The organism is Paenibacillus sp. EKM212P (genome assembly GCF_011066115.1).
GTDB classification, from domain to species: domain Bacteria; phylum Bacillota; class Bacilli; order Paenibacillales; family Paenibacillaceae; genus Paenibacillus; species Paenibacillus polymyxa_B.
Genome location: NZ_JAAMNR010000003.1, coordinates 193769 through 209484, shown reverse-complemented (window position 1 = coordinate 209484; position 15716 = coordinate 193769). Strand labels below are relative to the sequence as shown.

The 15716-nt window shown below is 48.8% G+C and carries 17 protein-coding genes and 1 riboswitch; all 17 genes read left to right on the top strand.

Going from position 1 to position 15716, the window contains the following annotated elements; translation table 11 throughout:
• Positions 1–2: 2 nt before the first annotated feature.
• A complete protein-coding gene (gene prmC / locus G9G54_RS10115; RefSeq protein ID WP_165177757.1) occupies positions 3–902 on the top strand; it encodes a peptide chain release factor N(5)-glutamine methyltransferase in 900 nt (299 codons plus the stop codon).
• Between the two features lie 75 nt (positions 903–977).
• The gene (locus tag G9G54_RS10110; protein ID WP_165177755.1) at positions 978–2171 is read left to right on the top strand and encodes an FtsW/RodA/SpoVE family cell cycle protein; all 1194 of its coding nucleotides are present in this window, start codon (positions 978–980) and stop codon (positions 2169–2171) included.
• Positions 2172–2386: 215 nt separating this feature from the next.
• Entirely contained in the window at positions 2387–3079 is a 693-nt protein-coding gene (gene spoIIR, locus G9G54_RS10105) for a stage II sporulation protein R (RefSeq protein ID WP_165177753.1), read from the top strand.
• Positions 3080–3234: 155 nt separating this feature from the next.
• Positions 3235–4482, top strand: coding sequence for an L-threonylcarbamoyladenylate synthase (locus G9G54_RS10100; RefSeq protein WP_165177751.1), 1248 nt, complete (start codon positions 3235–3237; stop codon positions 4480–4482).
• 142 nt (positions 4483–4624) lie between these two features.
• Positions 4625–5185 carry a manganese efflux pump MntP gene (locus G9G54_RS10095; RefSeq protein WP_023990719.1) on the top strand — a complete coding sequence of 187 codons (561 nt, stop codon included), beginning with the start codon at positions 4625–4627 and terminating at the stop codon, positions 5183–5185.
• Between the two features lie 104 nt (positions 5186–5289).
• Positions 5290–5874 (top strand): low molecular weight protein arginine phosphatase, encoded by a 585-nt coding sequence (locus G9G54_RS10090; protein ID WP_165177748.1) that lies wholly within the window; start codon positions 5290–5292, stop codon positions 5872–5874.
• A 78-nt stretch (positions 5875–5952) separates the two neighbouring features.
• A riboswitch (ZMP/ZTP riboswitch) is annotated at positions 5953–6034 on the top strand.
• Between the two features lie 220 nt (positions 6035–6254).
• On the top strand, positions 6255–6842 hold the full coding sequence (locus G9G54_RS10085; RefSeq protein WP_165177746.1) for a TIGR01440 family protein: 588 nt from the start codon (positions 6255–6257) through the stop codon (positions 6840–6842).
• A 120-nt stretch (positions 6843–6962) separates the two neighbouring features.
• Positions 6963–8213: a serine hydroxymethyltransferase gene (locus tag G9G54_RS10080; RefSeq protein WP_013312336.1), complete on the top strand. Its 1251-nt coding sequence runs from the start codon at positions 6963–6965 to the stop codon at positions 8211–8213.
• 174 nt (positions 8214–8387) lie between these two features.
• Entirely contained in the window at positions 8388–9269 is an 882-nt protein-coding gene (locus G9G54_RS10075) for a carbohydrate ABC transporter permease (RefSeq protein WP_165177744.1), read from the top strand.
• Entirely contained in the window at positions 9269–10105 is an 837-nt protein-coding gene (locus G9G54_RS10070; RefSeq protein WP_165177741.1) for a carbohydrate ABC transporter permease, read from the top strand. Before G9G54_RS10075 ends, G9G54_RS10070 begins: the two co-directional genes overlap by 1 nt.
• 15 nt (positions 10106–10120) lie before the next feature.
• Complete coding sequence (locus tag G9G54_RS10065; RefSeq protein ID WP_165177739.1) at positions 10121–11386, top strand: ABC transporter substrate-binding protein; 1266 nt, start codon at positions 10121–10123, stop codon at positions 11384–11386.
• Between the two features lie 356 nt (positions 11387–11742).
• Entirely contained in the window at positions 11743–12372 is a 630-nt protein-coding gene (gene upp, locus G9G54_RS10060; protein ID WP_013312332.1) for a uracil phosphoribosyltransferase, read from the top strand.
• 110 nt (positions 12373–12482) lie between these two features.
• Positions 12483–13652, top strand: a complete 1170-nt coding sequence (gene wecB, locus G9G54_RS10055) for a non-hydrolyzing UDP-N-acetylglucosamine 2-epimerase (protein ID WP_061832041.1) — start codon at positions 12483–12485, stop codon at positions 13650–13652.
• Positions 13653–13823: 171 nt separating this feature from the next.
• Positions 13824–14078: an AtpZ/AtpI family protein gene (locus G9G54_RS10050; protein ID WP_023990711.1), complete on the top strand. Its 255-nt coding sequence runs from the start codon at positions 13824–13826 to the stop codon at positions 14076–14078.
• Positions 14071–14451, top strand: a complete 381-nt coding sequence (locus G9G54_RS10045; protein ID WP_013312329.1) for an ATP synthase subunit I — start codon at positions 14071–14073, stop codon at positions 14449–14451. The genes G9G54_RS10050 and G9G54_RS10045 overlap by 8 nt, the downstream gene beginning before the upstream one ends.
• A gap of 29 nt (positions 14452–14480) precedes the next feature.
• Positions 14481–15305 (top strand): F0F1 ATP synthase subunit A, encoded by an 825-nt coding sequence (atpB, locus tag G9G54_RS10040; RefSeq protein ID WP_013312328.1) that lies wholly within the window; start codon positions 14481–14483, stop codon positions 15303–15305.
• Positions 15306–15409: 104 nt separating this feature from the next.
• Positions 15410–15634 carry a F0F1 ATP synthase subunit C gene (gene atpE, locus G9G54_RS10035; protein WP_007432750.1) on the top strand — a complete coding sequence of 75 codons (225 nt, stop codon included), beginning with the start codon at positions 15410–15412 and terminating at the stop codon, positions 15632–15634.
• The last annotated feature ends 82 nt before the right edge of the window (positions 15635–15716 follow it).

Sequence of the window (15716 nt, the reverse complement as noted above, 5' to 3'; positions counted from 1 at the left end):
TTTTGGGAAACGAACGCGATTGTGTGTATCGGATGTCGCCGGAACGGAACATGAGTGTCAGAGAAGCCTTAGTTGAGGCTTCTTCTTTTTTAGGAAGCTGTGGCGTTCTGGAGCCGCAGCATAATGCCCGTTTGCTGCTGGAGCATGTGCTCGGGTTGGAAGGTACGGCGTTTTACGCCGCTCTGGGTGATCCGTTCCCTTCCACCGCCAAGGAGGCGTGGGAACGGATCATAGCCCGCAAAGCTGCGGGTGAACCGGCGCAGTATATTATCGGACGGCAGGAATTCTATGGCCGCCCGTTCATGGTTTCGCCGTCGGTGCTGATCCCACGCCCGGAGACAGAACTGCTCGTCGAGGCGATACTCCAGCACGGTGATCGGCTGTGGCCAAGCGGCGCTCCGCAGGCGCTCGACATCGGCGCGGGCAGCGGTGCGATTGCCGTGACGCTGGCGGCTGAGCGACCGAGCTGGCGCGTGGCGGCAGGGGATATTTCGGCTGCCGCCTTAAAAGTAGCGGCTCATAACGCTGCTGCGAACGGCGCAGCCGTAGAATTCCGCGAGGGCGATCTGCTGGCGCCGTTCGCGGGAACGGCGGTGGACATTCTCGTGTCCAACCCGCCGTACATCCCGGCTGCTGACATCGCTGGCTTACAGCCGGAGGTCCGCGACCATGAGCCGCGGATGGCGTTGGATGGTGGTCCTGACGGGCTCGGCCCGTATCGGGCAATGCTGGAGCAGCTCGGACTCCTTCAGGCTCCGCCCCGGCTAATCGGGTTTGAATTGGGGATGGGACAGGCCAGAGACGTGGCTGACCTGCTGGAACAGGCGGGTCATTGGAAGAACATTATAATCGTTCCTGACCTTGCTGGGATCGAACGACATGTCCTAGGCGTCTCGGAGTAGTGCTGCATTTTCTTTTTGCGAGTCTTTCCTTTAGAATAAGAGGGGTATGACCGAGAAACGGCTCAGGGGGAAATCATGCTTCAGAAATTGAAAAAAATTGACGGTCCGGTTATCTTTATTCTGGTTTTGCTCATGGCGATTAGTATCATAACGGTATACAGCGCAGGTAGGGGCCCTACGAACTTAGCAGAGCACGGCAATGACTATCAAAAGATGATCGGGTATTATATATTGGGTTTTGTGGCGATCTTGGGTTTAGCGATAGTCGATTTTCGGATATTCATTAAAAAAGCCCTGTACGTATATGGAGGCGGAATATTCCTGCTGGGTCTCGGATTTTTTGGCGGGACGGTTAACAACTCTCAGGGCTTTCTGAAAGTTGGTGGCTTGAATCTTCAGCCTGCTGAGGTATTCAAGCTGGTCCTTATCATTTTTCTGACTTATATGCTGATCAAAAAGCGCAAGAGCAAGCTGTATTTCATTCAGGATGTTCTTCCAGTCGCTCTGGTGAGCTTTGTCCCGTTTGCCATGGTTATGGCACAAAATGACTTGGGTAATGCGCTCGGTTACATTGTCATCGTCATTGGTATGCTATGGATTGGTAATGTGAAGGCATCCCATGCGTTAATCGGATTCATCGTATTTGCAGTCGCCGTTGGCGGCGGGATCAAGGCTTATATTTCGTTTCACGATGAGATTGATTCCTTTATGAAGGGGATTGGCCGTAGTCACTGGGTTGAGCGTTTGGACCCTTGGTTGGTACCGGAAGAGGCAACCGCGAAGGCGTCTTATCATACCAAAAATGCCAAGCTGGCGATAGCCTCTGGCGGGATGATGGGCAAGGGCTTTTTGCAAGGAACCTCGGTACAGTCCGGGCGTGTTCCTTATACGTACGCGGATTCTATTTTTGTGGTCGTAGCGGAGGAATTTGGCTTTGTAGGCTCTTCAGTGCTGCTATTGTTATATTTTATTTTGATTCACCGAATGATCCTGATTTCGCTGGAATGCCGGGATCGCGCCGGACCGTATATTATTGTCGGGATTGTGTCCATGTTGCTGTACCAGATTTTTGAGAATATTGGTGCGTTTCTGGGCATTATGCCGCTTACGGGGATTACGCTCCCGTTCATAAGTTATGGTGGTACCTCGTTGCTTATTAACATGGCTAGTATCGGCTTGGTTATGAGTATTAAGGTGCACGGCCAAGAGCTGGAGGACGATCTGCCGCAGCCTTCCAGAGTAAGCTTGACGAAGGCGAAAAAAGCCTAGTGCAGGTGGATTTGGCTTGAAACTGATTGGCATTTGTGTGAGTTGAAACGGTGCAACGAAAGAGTCCAGATTGTGAAATCTGGGCTTTTTTATATGCCTCGGTGAGGGTCAGAAGCTTGGTGTTCCTGAATCTTTTATAAGATTCATAGGTTTAGACTCTCCCAAACCGGACAGACTGATAGACATGATAGAGTTTGGGTTTGGGGGAGACGAAGATGAGAAGTTGGATCAAGCAAGCTGCAATGATACTATTTTGTATTTCGATATTAATGATGTCTTGGGAAGGTCAAAAGACGGATGCTGCTATGACCACTGGAACAAGAGGAACCTTAGCATCAGGAGTAGCTACAACAGGGCTGAATATGATTCCACATGACTCCATTCGACTGCGTATTTTGGCCAACTCGGATCGTCCGGAGGATCAGCTGGTTAAACGCGAAATACGGGACGCTATTGTCCAGCAGATGAATGCCTGGGTGGGTGAGCTGGAAAACCCGCAAAGCTTAGATCAAGCTAGATCATTGATTGATGCCCATTTACCTGAAATTGACCGTTTGGTAGGTACGGAACTGGCTCGTCGCGGCATTGCATATGATCATCAGGTGGAACTGGCGAGCGTACCTTTCCCGACGAAAATGTACGGTGGTCTGATCTACCCAGCAGGGAATTATGAAGCGCTTCGGGTTACGCTGGGGCAAGGAAAAGGGCAAAATTGGTGGTGCGTGCTGTTTCCTCCGCTGTGCTTTATTGATGCAGGCAGTGGGGAAGCAGCGGCACAAACGGTATCAGCAAAAACGGATCACGGAGAAAGTCGGACGAATGCCGCTGACAAGGAGCCGGAAGTACGTTTTTTTCTGTGGGATGCACTTGCGGGACTGTTTAGCTGGGTGAGTGGCTTGTTTGCCTAAACGTTGAGGAGTGTAAGTTTCCCCATATGCTATAATGGAGCTTACGACAGATATACACATGGCAGAGCCAAATAAACTGATCTTTCAAAGTAGCCTTATAGGATCAAGCGAAATCACTGGCCTGTATATGACAATAAGATATGGGATGATCTGATATGAGTGATAAATCGAATCAAATGCAAGACTTGCGCGGAGATTTTGTGCAAAAGGAAAAATCGGAGCAAAAGCTGGACGAACAGGAAAATTGCGAGCTGAAGCAGGCATTGAGGTCTTCCCATACCCAATGGTGGGATGTAAGATGTTTGGTTCCTGTGAGCAACATTGACGGGGATGTTTCTGACCAAGTTTGGGCTGAACAGACTCGGATCGCGGCGGAAAAGGGCATACGGGAGGCCGGCGTACTCCTCCAAGCTGGAGAGACGGTAGCCTTTCCTACGGAGACCGTGTACGGCCTGGGGGCCGATGCTCGTAGTACAAAAGCGGTGGAGGCGGTATTCGCTGCCAAAGGACGTCCCTCCGATAACCCGCTCATTGTACATATTTCTGATGCTGATCAATTAGAGGGTATGGTAGCAGAAATAAACGATACGGCCCGAGCGCTGATGAATATGTTCTGGCCGGGACCGCTGACTCTCGTATTGCCGGTAGTGCCGCAGGCACTGTCATCGCGTGTGACAGCCGGGCTGGATACAGTCGGAGTGCGCATGCCGGATCATCCGATAGCCCTTCGTTTGATCGCTGAAGCGGGTTGTCCACTGGCTGCGCCAAGCGCCAACCGGTCGGGAAGACCCAGTCCCACCCTTGCACAGCATGTGCGAGAGGATCTGGAGGGCCGCATCGGCGGCATTTTGGACGGAGGTCCCACGGGGGTGGGACTGGAGTCCACGGTAGTGCAGGCGGGTGACGACGGAACCGTCACCATCCTGCGCCCCGGCGGCGTGACGGCCGAGCAGCTCGCTGCGGTTGCTCGCGCCGTCGTGCTGGACCCGGCGTTGGCCGCTACGCCTGGGGAAGACGCGGACAGCCCGGCGCCGCGCTCGCCAGGCATGAAGTACACGCACTACGCGCCCCGAGGCCGCTTGAGCGTGGTACAAGGCCCGTCGTCCGTTGAGGTGACGGGCTGGATTCGCGCCGCGCTGGCGGAGGCTTCCGCGCGCGGGGAGCGCACGGCAGTGCTCGCGTTCGACGAGCATGCCGCCGGCTACGCCGGAGAGCGCGTCTACACGCTAGGCAAGTTGGACGCGCTCCATGAGGCAGCGCAGCGTCTGTACGGCGTGCTGCGCCGCTGCGACGAGGACGGCGTCACCTACATTTTGTCGGAATCCTGTCCGCCGAAAGGATTGGGAGATGCCGTCATGAACCGCCTGCTTAAAGCGGCAGGTCACCGAATCGTCCGCCTGTAGCTTCTGTGGAATCAGAGTCTCTTATATTAAATTTTCCTCCCTCCTCGTCTCGGTATGGGGTACTTTCAGTGTATGCTTGTACTGATTTGCCCCTTGTCCGCATAACGTGTACAAGAACAGACGGATAATGGAGGGATGGAGTATGCTGGCAGCCTCTGCCCATGCCGGGCAGGTTGTAACGATTCTGATCATGGCGGTAGCGCTAGGAATGGATGCGTTATCGCTGGGCGTAGGGATCGGCATGAAGGGGATACGCCTGCGAGACGTGCTGCGCATCAGTACTGTTATTGGCTTTTTTCACATTCTGATGCCATTGCTGGGAATGTTCACAGGCCATTATATGAGTTCTTTATTAGGTCATGTGACGGCCTACTTCGCAGGGGGGTTACTCATCCTTTTGGGCGGGCATATGGTGTATAATTCCTTTAAAGGGGACGGCGTACAGGTATTGGATCATCGTTCGCCTTTAGGCCTTTTGCTGTTTGCACTTGGGGTGAGCGTTGACTCATTTTCTGTAGGAGTGTCACTAGGTATGTTCCAAAGTGATCTGGTGCTGTCCGTTTTGGCGTTTGGTTTTTGCGGGGGAGCAATGGCGATGTTGGGTCTGCTGCTGGGTCGCAAGGTCAGCCGCAATCTAGGAGATTATGGAGAAGCAGTGGGCGGTGCCATTTTGCTGGCATTCGGCTTTATGTTTATGTTTTGATTTTAGCGTAGACAGTGTAAAATAAATGCAGGATTATAGTAAGGGATTAGAACTATAGTAATCCTCTGTTTATATATTTTTTTAACATACGGGGGGTGAAAACGTTGAAGAATATCTTATTCGTATGCACAGGGAATACCTGTCGCAGTCCAATGGCTGAAGGGATGCTACGTAAGTTGGCTGCTGAGCATGGGCTAGAACTGGAAGTGCGTTCTGCGGGAGTAGCCGCGATGGAAGGCACGCCGATATCCCGACATGCAGAGGCGGTTCTACGTGATCACGGTATATCCGATCAGATCACTTCGACCCCTTTGAGTGACGGGCTTGCCGGGTGGGCGCATCTGATCTTAACCTTGACGCAAGGACATAAACAGCACGTAATTCAGCGCTTTCCCCAAACGGCGGGCAAAGTATTTACGCTTAAGGAATATGTGGAGAACCGGGATGCGGTGTTGAATGATGTACAGGAGTTGGATGGTTTATATGCTTCACAGCAGTTGATGGCTTCACTCGGACAAGAGCTATCGGCGCAGGAGCGTGAACGAATGATTGAATTACACCAACGGATTCCGGGCTTTGATATTTCTGATCCGTTTGGCGGTTCGCGAGAAGATTACGATGTCACAGCTGCGGAAATCCGTACAGCGTTGCATAAGCTGTTGGACAAGCTAAAGGGTTCTTCCGAATAAAATTGGTATTACTCATCTGTTTTGTACGGAATCTGTTGATTTTCGGCGGTTAATCCGTTAAGATAAGGTGGAAAAATGAGAATCCGATGTAACTGGCGACAAAAGTGGGATTAACCACGATGGAGCATCGGATATACGGCCGGTCGCCTGGGCAAAAGAGCAATTCCACATAGGTGTGGACTGCTCTTTTTTTCATATACAAGTTATGCCAGATTTTTAGCTGAGAGTTGATTCCATTAAAGATTCTTCCATTTTTTCTGCTCGAAATCTGAAACATCGGCTATAATATAGTCAGATTGTGATCAGGAGAGAGTGTGTTGAACTTGGGGCATGAGACCGTGCCTAGTCTCTGAGAGGCTGTTCAACCAAAGGAGGTTCCAATGGTGGAACAATTAGATCATGAGATTCCGCTGGAAGCACAGACCACTTCTGTCGTGCGGGAAATCGCAGAAGCAGCCAGTCTCAAGGCTGGTCGCCTGCTGGTTATCGGCGTTAGCACAAGTGAAGTGGCTGGAAGTCGGATTGGTACGGCGGGAGCGCTCGATGTGGCTCAGCAACTGTTGTCTGGAGTAGAGTCTGTTCGCAGGGAGTATGGCTTTGATGTGGCGTTTCAATGCTGTGAGCATTTGAACCGAGCGCTGGTCGTTGAACGGGCTGTGCTGGAGCGACTGGGACTGACGGAGGTTGCAGCTGTTCCTGTTCGTACAGCAGGAGGCTCTATGGCCACCGCCGCCTATCGTTCTATGAGTGACGCGTGTTTGGCGGCGAACGTGCAGGCTCATGCCGGGATAGACATCGGCGAAACGCTGATTGGCATGCATCTGCGACCCATTGCTGTTCCGTTTCGCCCAAGCCTTCGCTGGATTGGCGAAGCACGTGTGACAGCAGCGTTCACCCGTCCTCCACTTATTGGCGGACAACGGGCGGTGTACAGTCTGGAGCAAGAAGTCGGCGGAAACTGCGATTAGCATTTGGCATGGCGGCATGTTTGTACTAATCTTTTTTGCATTGATGATGAGGTACCCAACAGAGGAGCAGGCGTTTGCTTGTATATCCGACAATTGACTATGGAGAGGGAGTAATCAATCATGATGGAACACCTGCGTAAAAGTGACCCGGCAGTGATGGAAGCAATGGGACTTGAACTGAAACGACAACGCCACAATATCGAGCTAATCGCATCCGAGAACATTGTCAGTGAAGCAGTAATGGAAGCTATGGGCTCCGTGCTGACGAATAAATATGCTGAAGGTTATCCGAACAAACGCTACTATGGTGGCTGTGAGCATGTAGATATCGTTGAAGACATCGCACGTGACCGCGCGAAAGAACTGTTCGGCGCCGAGCATGCTAACGTGCAGCCTCACTCTGGAGCACAAGCCAACATGGCGGTGTATCTGGCAGCTCTCAAACCTGGAGATACTGTACTGGGTATGAATCTGGCGCATGGTGGCCACTTAACACACGGAAGTCCGGTTAACGCTTCCGGCTTGTTGTATAACTTTGCTGCCTATGGTGTACGCGAAGACAACTTCCGCATCGACTACGATGAAGTGCGTAAGGCAGCCTTCAAGCACCGTCCTCGTCTGATTGTAGCTGGCGCGAGTGCATATCCGCGTACTATTGATTTTGAAGCTTTTGCTTCCATTGCCAATGATGTAGGTGCTTTGTTCATGGTGGATATGGCACATATCGCAGGTCTTGTGGCAGCGGGAATTCACCCAAGTCCAGTTCCGCATGCCCAATTTGTAACAACAACGACACACAAAACGCTGCGTGGTCCGCGTGGGGGTCTGATTCTGACTCGCAAAGCATGGGCGCAAGCGATTGATAAAGCTATTTTCCCTGGTACTCAAGGGGGGCCACTGATGCATGTGATCGCGTCCAAAGCGGTTGCTTTGGGTGAAGCGCTCCAGCCATCGTTCAAAACCTATGCGCAAAACGTAGTCCGCAACGCACAGGTGCTGGCTGAAACACTGCTGGCTGAAGGGATTAACATTGTATCCGGTGGTACGGATAACCATCTGATGCTGTTGGATACGCGCAATTTGAATATCACAGGTAAAGAAGCGGAGCATGTATTGGATTCCGTGGGCATCACAGTCAATAAAAATGCGATTCCTTTTGACCCGACCAGTCCATTCGTAACAAGCGGAATTCGTATTGGTACACCTGCTGCAACATCTCGTGGTATGGATGAAGAGGCAATGGTCAAAATCGGTAAAATCATTGCTGAAACCCTTAAAAACCCGAAAGATGATACTGTATTGTCCAAAGCAAGCCAAGCGGTTGGCGAGTTGACAGATAAGTTCCCGATTTATCCAGGAACTCAATACTAATTCATCGACATTCATAATTTTTATGTTATAGGCTGTTTTCCTTCCGTAAGCCGGAGGAGAACAGTCTTTTTTTGCTTCCGAACGACTCGAAACATACATTTTTGGGTAATAAGCGATTACAGTAAGGGTTTATGCGCGCTATCCTTCATGATCTACGACAAAGGAGTGATTGCATTGAGTCAAAGAAAATCCGCGCAATTTTTGCAGCAACTCGTATTTGTAGGACCGATGGCGTTGTTTTTTGTCTTGATTATGGTCATTCCGTTCCTGCTGGGGCTGTATTATTCTATGACCAACTGGGATGGAGTATCTGAAAATATCCGATGGCTCGGACTGGGGAATTACATTCATATTTTTAGGGATGATCCAGATTTTCGTAATGCATTCTGGTTTACGGTCCGGTTTACCGTATGTGGTGTCGTTCTGACGAACCTGATTGGCTTTTTCCTAGCCTATGCACTTACCAAACCGTTGCGTACCCGTAATGCACTGCGAACTGTATTTTTTATGCCCAATATGATTGGCGGCTTGCTGCTCGGCTTTATCTGGCAATTTATATTTGTACGCGGCTTTTCTGCAGTAGGTGAGGCAACAGGGCTTTCTTTTTTTAAACTGCCGTGGCTGGGTGATGGGCCAACTGCTTTTTGGGGAACTGTCATTGTGTTTGTGTGGCAATATGCAGGTTATCTCATGGTTATTTACATATCCTCGTTAAATAATGTCCCGCATGCCCTTATTGAATCGGCACAAATCGACGGTGCGAGCCGAAGACAGATTCTGCGTCATATTGTAGTGCCACTTATTATGCCAGCGGTGACCGTCTGCTTGTTCCTGGCGATATCCTGGTCCTTTAAAATATTTGAGTTGAATTTGGCTCTCACAAAGGGGGGACCTTTCAAGTCGACAGAGTCTGTAGCGTTGGACATATATAATGAAGCGTTTACAAATAATCGACTTGGATTAGGGACTGCCAAAGCTATGATTTTCTTTGTGGTCGTTGCAATCATAACCAGCATTCAGGTGCGTCTCACGAAGAAAAAGGAGGTCGAAATGTAATGGGAAAAACGTCAAACTATCGTTTGGGCACATGGGCTGCTGAAATAATGCTAATTGTGATCGGGTTAATCTTTCTGGTTCCGTTTTATTTTTTGCTCGTAAACTCCGTTAAATCCTTTGGCGACATTTTGGCCCATTCCGCTTCGTGGCCGACAACCTTCCGTTTTGAAAACTATGCTAACGCCTGGAATAAAATAAACTTTCCCACAGCACTGGGGAATTCACTGATTGTCACGATCGTCAGTAATGCGCTTTTGCTACTAATCAGCTCGATGGCCGCTTACCAGATGGTTCGGCATGACACTCGTTTTAATCGGTTCCTGTTCGGTTTGCTTGTGGCTGCGATGGTAGTTCCCTTTCAATCGATTATGTTGCCGCTTATGGAAGTGTCCAACGTATTGAGCTTGAACAACAGTATACCGGGACTGATCTTATGTTATCTGGGTTTTGGAGCGCCTTTATCCGTTTTTCTTTTTCATGGCTTTATTAAAGCGGTACCTATTGAGATCGAGCAGGCGGCAAGGGTGGACGGTTCATCCCGGTACGGGGTGTTCTTTCGCATCGTTTGTCCGCTGCTGCTGCCTATGTTCGTAACCGTGCTTATCTTGAATACCTTATGGATCTGGAATGACTATCTGTTGCCTTCACTCATTTTGAATGATCCTGAGCTGCGTACCATTCCGATTGCAACCTATATGTTGTTTGGTCAGTACACCAAGCAATGGGACTTGGCGCTGCCAGCACTGGTGTTGGGGATCACGCCAATTGTTGTGTTTTTTCTGGTGATGCAAAAATACATCGTTTCTGGCATTGCAGCCGGCGCGGTCAAAGGCTGAAGGGAGAGATAATCGATGAAAAAAACAGCGTTACTTGTCATCTCCTTGATGGTGCTGCTCGCATGTACACTTGCAGGTTGTGGAAATACGAAGGCTCAACAGAGTAAGACAAAAACGATACACATTTATCAATTCAAAGTAGAGATATCGGAACCGTTAAACAAGCTGAAGGCTGAATATGAAAAGACCCACCCTGGCATCAAGCTGGATATCCAATCTGTCGGTGGTGGTACGGACTACGGTGCTTCGTTGAAGGCAAAATTCGCATCAGGCGATCAGCCGGACATTTTTACAAATGAGGGCTACCAAGACCGCGATACGTGGTTGGAGTACTTGGAGGATTTGTCGGATCAGCCATGGGTGAAGGATCTGGACGATTTCGCTCGTAAGCCGATGACGGTTAACGGTAAGATTTATGGACAGCCTATGAATCTGGAAGGATTTGGATTTGTTTATAACAAGGATTTATTTAAAAAAGCGGGCATAACCAAACTGCCTCAGACGATAGATGAACTGGAGCAAGCAGCCAAGCGACTGAAAGCGGCAGGGATTATACCTTTTGCTAACGGGTATGCGGAATGGTGGGTTCTGGGGAACCATTTTATCAATATCCCGTTTGCCAGACAGCCGAACCCGGAAAGTTACGTTGAGGATTTAAACAAAGGAACGGCTCGCATCCCCGGTAACCCCGTGTTTGATCAATGGGTAAAGTTGCTTGACCTGACTATAAAATATGGGAACCGCAATCCGCTCACGACGGATTACAATACACAAGTGACACTGTTTTCGACAGGTAAGGCTGCTATGATGCACCAGGGGAACTGGACGCAACCGCAAATGGATGGAATTAATCCTAACTTGAATTTGGGTATTCTGCCTACGCCTATAGACAATGATCCCTCCACAGGAGGTAGACTCGCGGTGGGAGTGGCCTCGAACTGGGTGATCAATAAAAATTCGCCTGTGAAGCAGGAGGCAAAAGAATTCCTCAATTGGTTGGTCACATCAGAAACAGGCAAACATTATATCATCAAGGAATTTAAGTTTGTTCCTGCCTTCAAAAGTATCACGTCCAGTGACGAGACGACAGGTGATCTAGGTGCAGAAATATCTCGGCATGTGAGGGAAGGCAAGATATGGAGTTGGAACTTTCAACGCTTCCCGAAAGGGCTAAATCAGGATTTAAGCAGTAGTATGCAAGCCTATATTGCAGGGGTTATCACGAAGGACGAAATGCTTCAGCAATTTCAGGGGGCATGGGACAATTTGAAGTATAGATAAAAGAATACCGCTGCATGAGGAAGCAAAGGCTATAGCATGGGCAGGAAGTTTAAAGCCAGCAGGCTTTGACGGTCAAGTGCCGTCAGAGCCTTTTTAATGTAGTTTTATGTGACGAAAGTCACACATGAAGTGGTCCTATTAAGTATTTTACATGTCATATCTTTCCCTTGACAAAAGGTTACGGTGGCAGGTGTTAAATCAATCAAGGGAATGTTATAATAAACAGGATTTACAGGCACGCATTGCATCTGTGCTTATTTGGTTTGTGCAAATAGGTTACATAGATCCTTTCGACTCAGGATAGTTCGATATGCTGGCGCGAAAGAACGTGACGATAATACCGGAGGGAATATATTATGGCGAAACTGGTGGTTTGCGATCACCCTTTGATCCAACACAAACTTACATTTATCCGCGATGTGCGGACCAACACCAAGGATTTCCGCGAGCTGGTGGATGAAGTAGCAACATTGATGGCTTATGAAATTACACGGGATATCCCGCTGGAAAGCATTACGGTGCAGACACCGGTTGCTGAGACAGAAGGTAAAGTGATTTCAGGACGTATGCTGGGTCTTATTCCGATTCTGCGTGCAGGCTTGGGTATGCTGGATGGCGTAGTAAAGCTGCTGCCTGCAGCAAAGGTAGGTCATGTGGGACTGTTCCGCGATCCTGAGACGCTGCAACCCGTAGAATACTATACGAAGCTGCCTACAGATGTAACTGAGCGCGAACTGATCGTGATTGATCCGATGCTTGCAACGGGTGGCTCGGCAATTGCGGCGATTGATGTGTTGAAAAAGAGAGGCTGCACTCAAATTAAAATGATGAATCTGATTGCTGCTCCTGAAGGAGTCAAAGCTGTGCAGGATGCGCATCCTGATGTAGACATCTATGTTGCTGCACTGGACGAGCGTCTGGATGATCATGGATACATCATTCCGGGTCTTGGTGACGCGGGAGACCGCTTGTACGGAACCAAGTAGACTGCTTTTGGCAGTTCGGCAAAATCTATGGACGTTATGACAGGTCGTTTTTCTGAATAATGGAAGATCTGTGAAGCGGACATTTATTATGAAAAGGGGTTCAACAGAAAATGTCCAAAATCAAAGTGATGACAATTTTTGGTGTGCGTCCGGAAGCGATTAAGATGGCTCCTCTTATTTTGGAGCTTCAGCGTCACCCGGAGCATATCGAGTCCGTGGTATGCGTTACGGCTCAACATCGCCAGATGCTTGATCAGGTTCTGGAAGTTTTCAATATTCACCCTGACTATGATCTGGATGTAATGAAGGATCGCCAGACACTGAATGAAATCTCCATGCGGGTACTTCAAGGTCTGGAGCCTGTATTGCGTGAGGCCAAGCCCGATATCGTGTTGGTTCACGGTGATACGCTGACGACTTTCCTGGCCAGCTATGCAGCTTTTATGCAGCAGATTGAAGTAGGGCATGTGGAAGCAGGCTTGCGGACGTGGAACAAGCTTTCTCCATATCCTGAAGAAATGAACCGTCAGCTCACAGGCGTGCTGTCTGATCTGCATTTCTCGCCTACTTCTTTATCGGCTGGGAATTTGCGGAAGGAAAATAAGCCTGAATCGCGAATATATGTTACAGGCAATACAGTAACTGACGTATTTCAGTATACGGTTCGCCAGGATTACGAGCACCCCGTACTGGACTGGGCTCAGGGCAAACGTCTGATTCTCATGACAGCACATCGCCGGGAATCCCAAGGGGAACCGCATCGTCAGATCTTTAATGCGGTTAAGCGAATTGCGGATGAGTTTGAGGATATCGCTATTGTTTATCCGGTTCATCCGAGTCCGGCTGTGAAGGAACCTGCATTTGAGATTTTAGGCAACCATCCGCGTATTAAGCTGATTGATCCGCTGGATGTCGTGGATCTTCACAATTTTTATCCACATACACATCTGATTCTTACGGATTCCGGTGGGCTTCAGGAAGAAGCACCTTCGTTCGGAGTACCTGTTCTGGTGCTGCGTGATACGACTGAAAGACCGGAAGGAATTGAAGCGGGCACCTTGGAACTAGTGGGTACGAGTGAAGAGAACGTGTACAATCGGACCAAGGCACTTTTGACAGATTCCGCGTTGTACGAATCTATGAGCCAGGCAGCGAATCCTTACGGCGATGGACAAGCATCAGTAAGAATTGTCAATGCGATTTTGCACCATTATGGTGTTCAAACCGAACGTCCTGAAGAATTTCACACAATGTTCACAAAAGGTGTTCGTCCGATATAATTATTCTTTACAAGGCAAGCATACAGTTAAACTGTACGGTTACCAAGGGATACAGCAATTTAAGATGCTTTGTCGTTTGATTTTATACTTTAGGGCGCTAAAATATCTCAATTGACAAAGCATCTTATATTTAAGTAAAATGGACTGGAATTGCAGGGGTGACATGGAAAAGTGGTCAAACCTTCCAAGCAAAACAACAACCGAAATAACACCGGAAATGCCTTTAAGGCTATAGGACTGGTGAGCGCGATCGGCATTGATTTGGCGATATGCACACTGGGTGGCTTCTATGCAGGAAAATGGCTTGATGCCAAACTTGGTGGCTCCGGAATTTGGATTGGCGTAAGCGTTCTCGCAGGCTTGGTTGTAGGCGCATTAAGTATTGCCCTTGTGATCGGAAAGGTACTGAGGGATAACCATGAATGAGATGACCCGTATGCAAAAAATGTTATGGATCGTAGCGCTTGGTATTATGGCTCTGTGTTTCCTGGTCTCCGCCTTCATGCCCCAACATCGTGACATTGCTCACGGAATCATTCTGGGAACGGGAGTAAGCTGTCTAAATGTGCTGTATATGGCCTACAAAATTCGACAGGTTGCGAGTGCGGCCGCCGGTGAAAGAAAGAAGAGAGTGTTTGGTATTGGCTTTGGCGTTCGATTAGGGACCTCGATTTTGGCAGTGGTGCTGGCGATAGAATTTCCGGCCTATTTCCATGAGATCGCTGTAATGGCAAGCCTGGTGACTGGGCAATTTCTTCTGTTAATTATAGGCATCATATTCGCGCTTCAGGAAAAATGATGGCTCAACTGAGAAAGGGGTGAGAAAACATGTTGCATGAATCACCGATTATCCAATTGGGCGGGTTTAACATTGACTTGTCCGTCATTATTATGCTTATTGTGACTTGTGCGATTGTATTTGGACTGGCATTTGCTGCAACGCGCAATTTGTCTGTGGACAATCCAAGCAAGCTGCAAAATTTTATGGAATGGGTCGTTGAATTCGTTCAAGGACTGATTACCAGCACGATGGATTTGAAAAAAGGGAAGCCATTCCTCTCCTTGGGGATGACGCTGATCATGTTCATTTTCGTGGGAAATATGCTGGGCTTACCGTTCGGGATTGTGACCGAATTCGATAATGTGCAAAGTGCCCAAGTATTTGGACATGAAATCATTCCAGTCAAAGAAGCATTAGAACAAGCACAGGCGTCTCACCCGGGCGAAGCTGCCCATGTAGGTATCAGCTGGTGGAAATCACCTACTGCAGATGCAGGGGTATCTATTGGACTCGCTTTGATGATCTTTGTCCTGGTTCATTTCCTAGGGATCTTCCGCAATACCAAAGCTTACTTCAAGCATTACGTTCAGCCATTTCCATTCTTTTTGCCAATTAACTTGATTGAGCAGTTCTCGAAACTGTTGACACATGGTATGCGTCTATTCGGTAATATTTTTGCCGGCGAAGTTTTGATCAGTGTTCTGCTGAAATTGACAGCACTTGGTGTAGGAGGCTGGATTGCTTCCGTATTGGGACTCGTTGTTTGGCAAGGATTCAGTATTTTTGTCGGCAGTATTCAAGCGTTCGTCTTCACGATTCTGACGTTTGTATACATTTCGCAGTCCATTGACACGCATGAAGAAGAGCATTAGACAAGCTTGTTTTCCGGTTTTTAGTTAAGTTCAGGAGTACGCTTCGCTCTTAACTGCAAATACATGTACAATACAAATACACATCACTAAGGAGGATTTTTAAAATGGGAGTTTGGGCATATATCGCAGCTGCAATCGCAGTAGGTTTGGGCGCTTTGGGCGCAGGTATTGGTAACGGTCTGATCGTAAGTAAAACAGTTGAAGGTATCGCTCGTCAGCCTGAAGCAAAAGCAACGTTGCAAACGGTAATGTTTATCGGTGTAGGTCTGGTCGAAGCCCTGCCAATCATCGGGGTCGTTCTGGCATTCATTTTCTACGCAGGTGCTTAATTGAATGGAAGCAAGGTTTGGCGGGGAAGGCACAGCCATCCGCGCCTTCTTTGTTCGTTTGAACATGAAAGATCCAGAACCG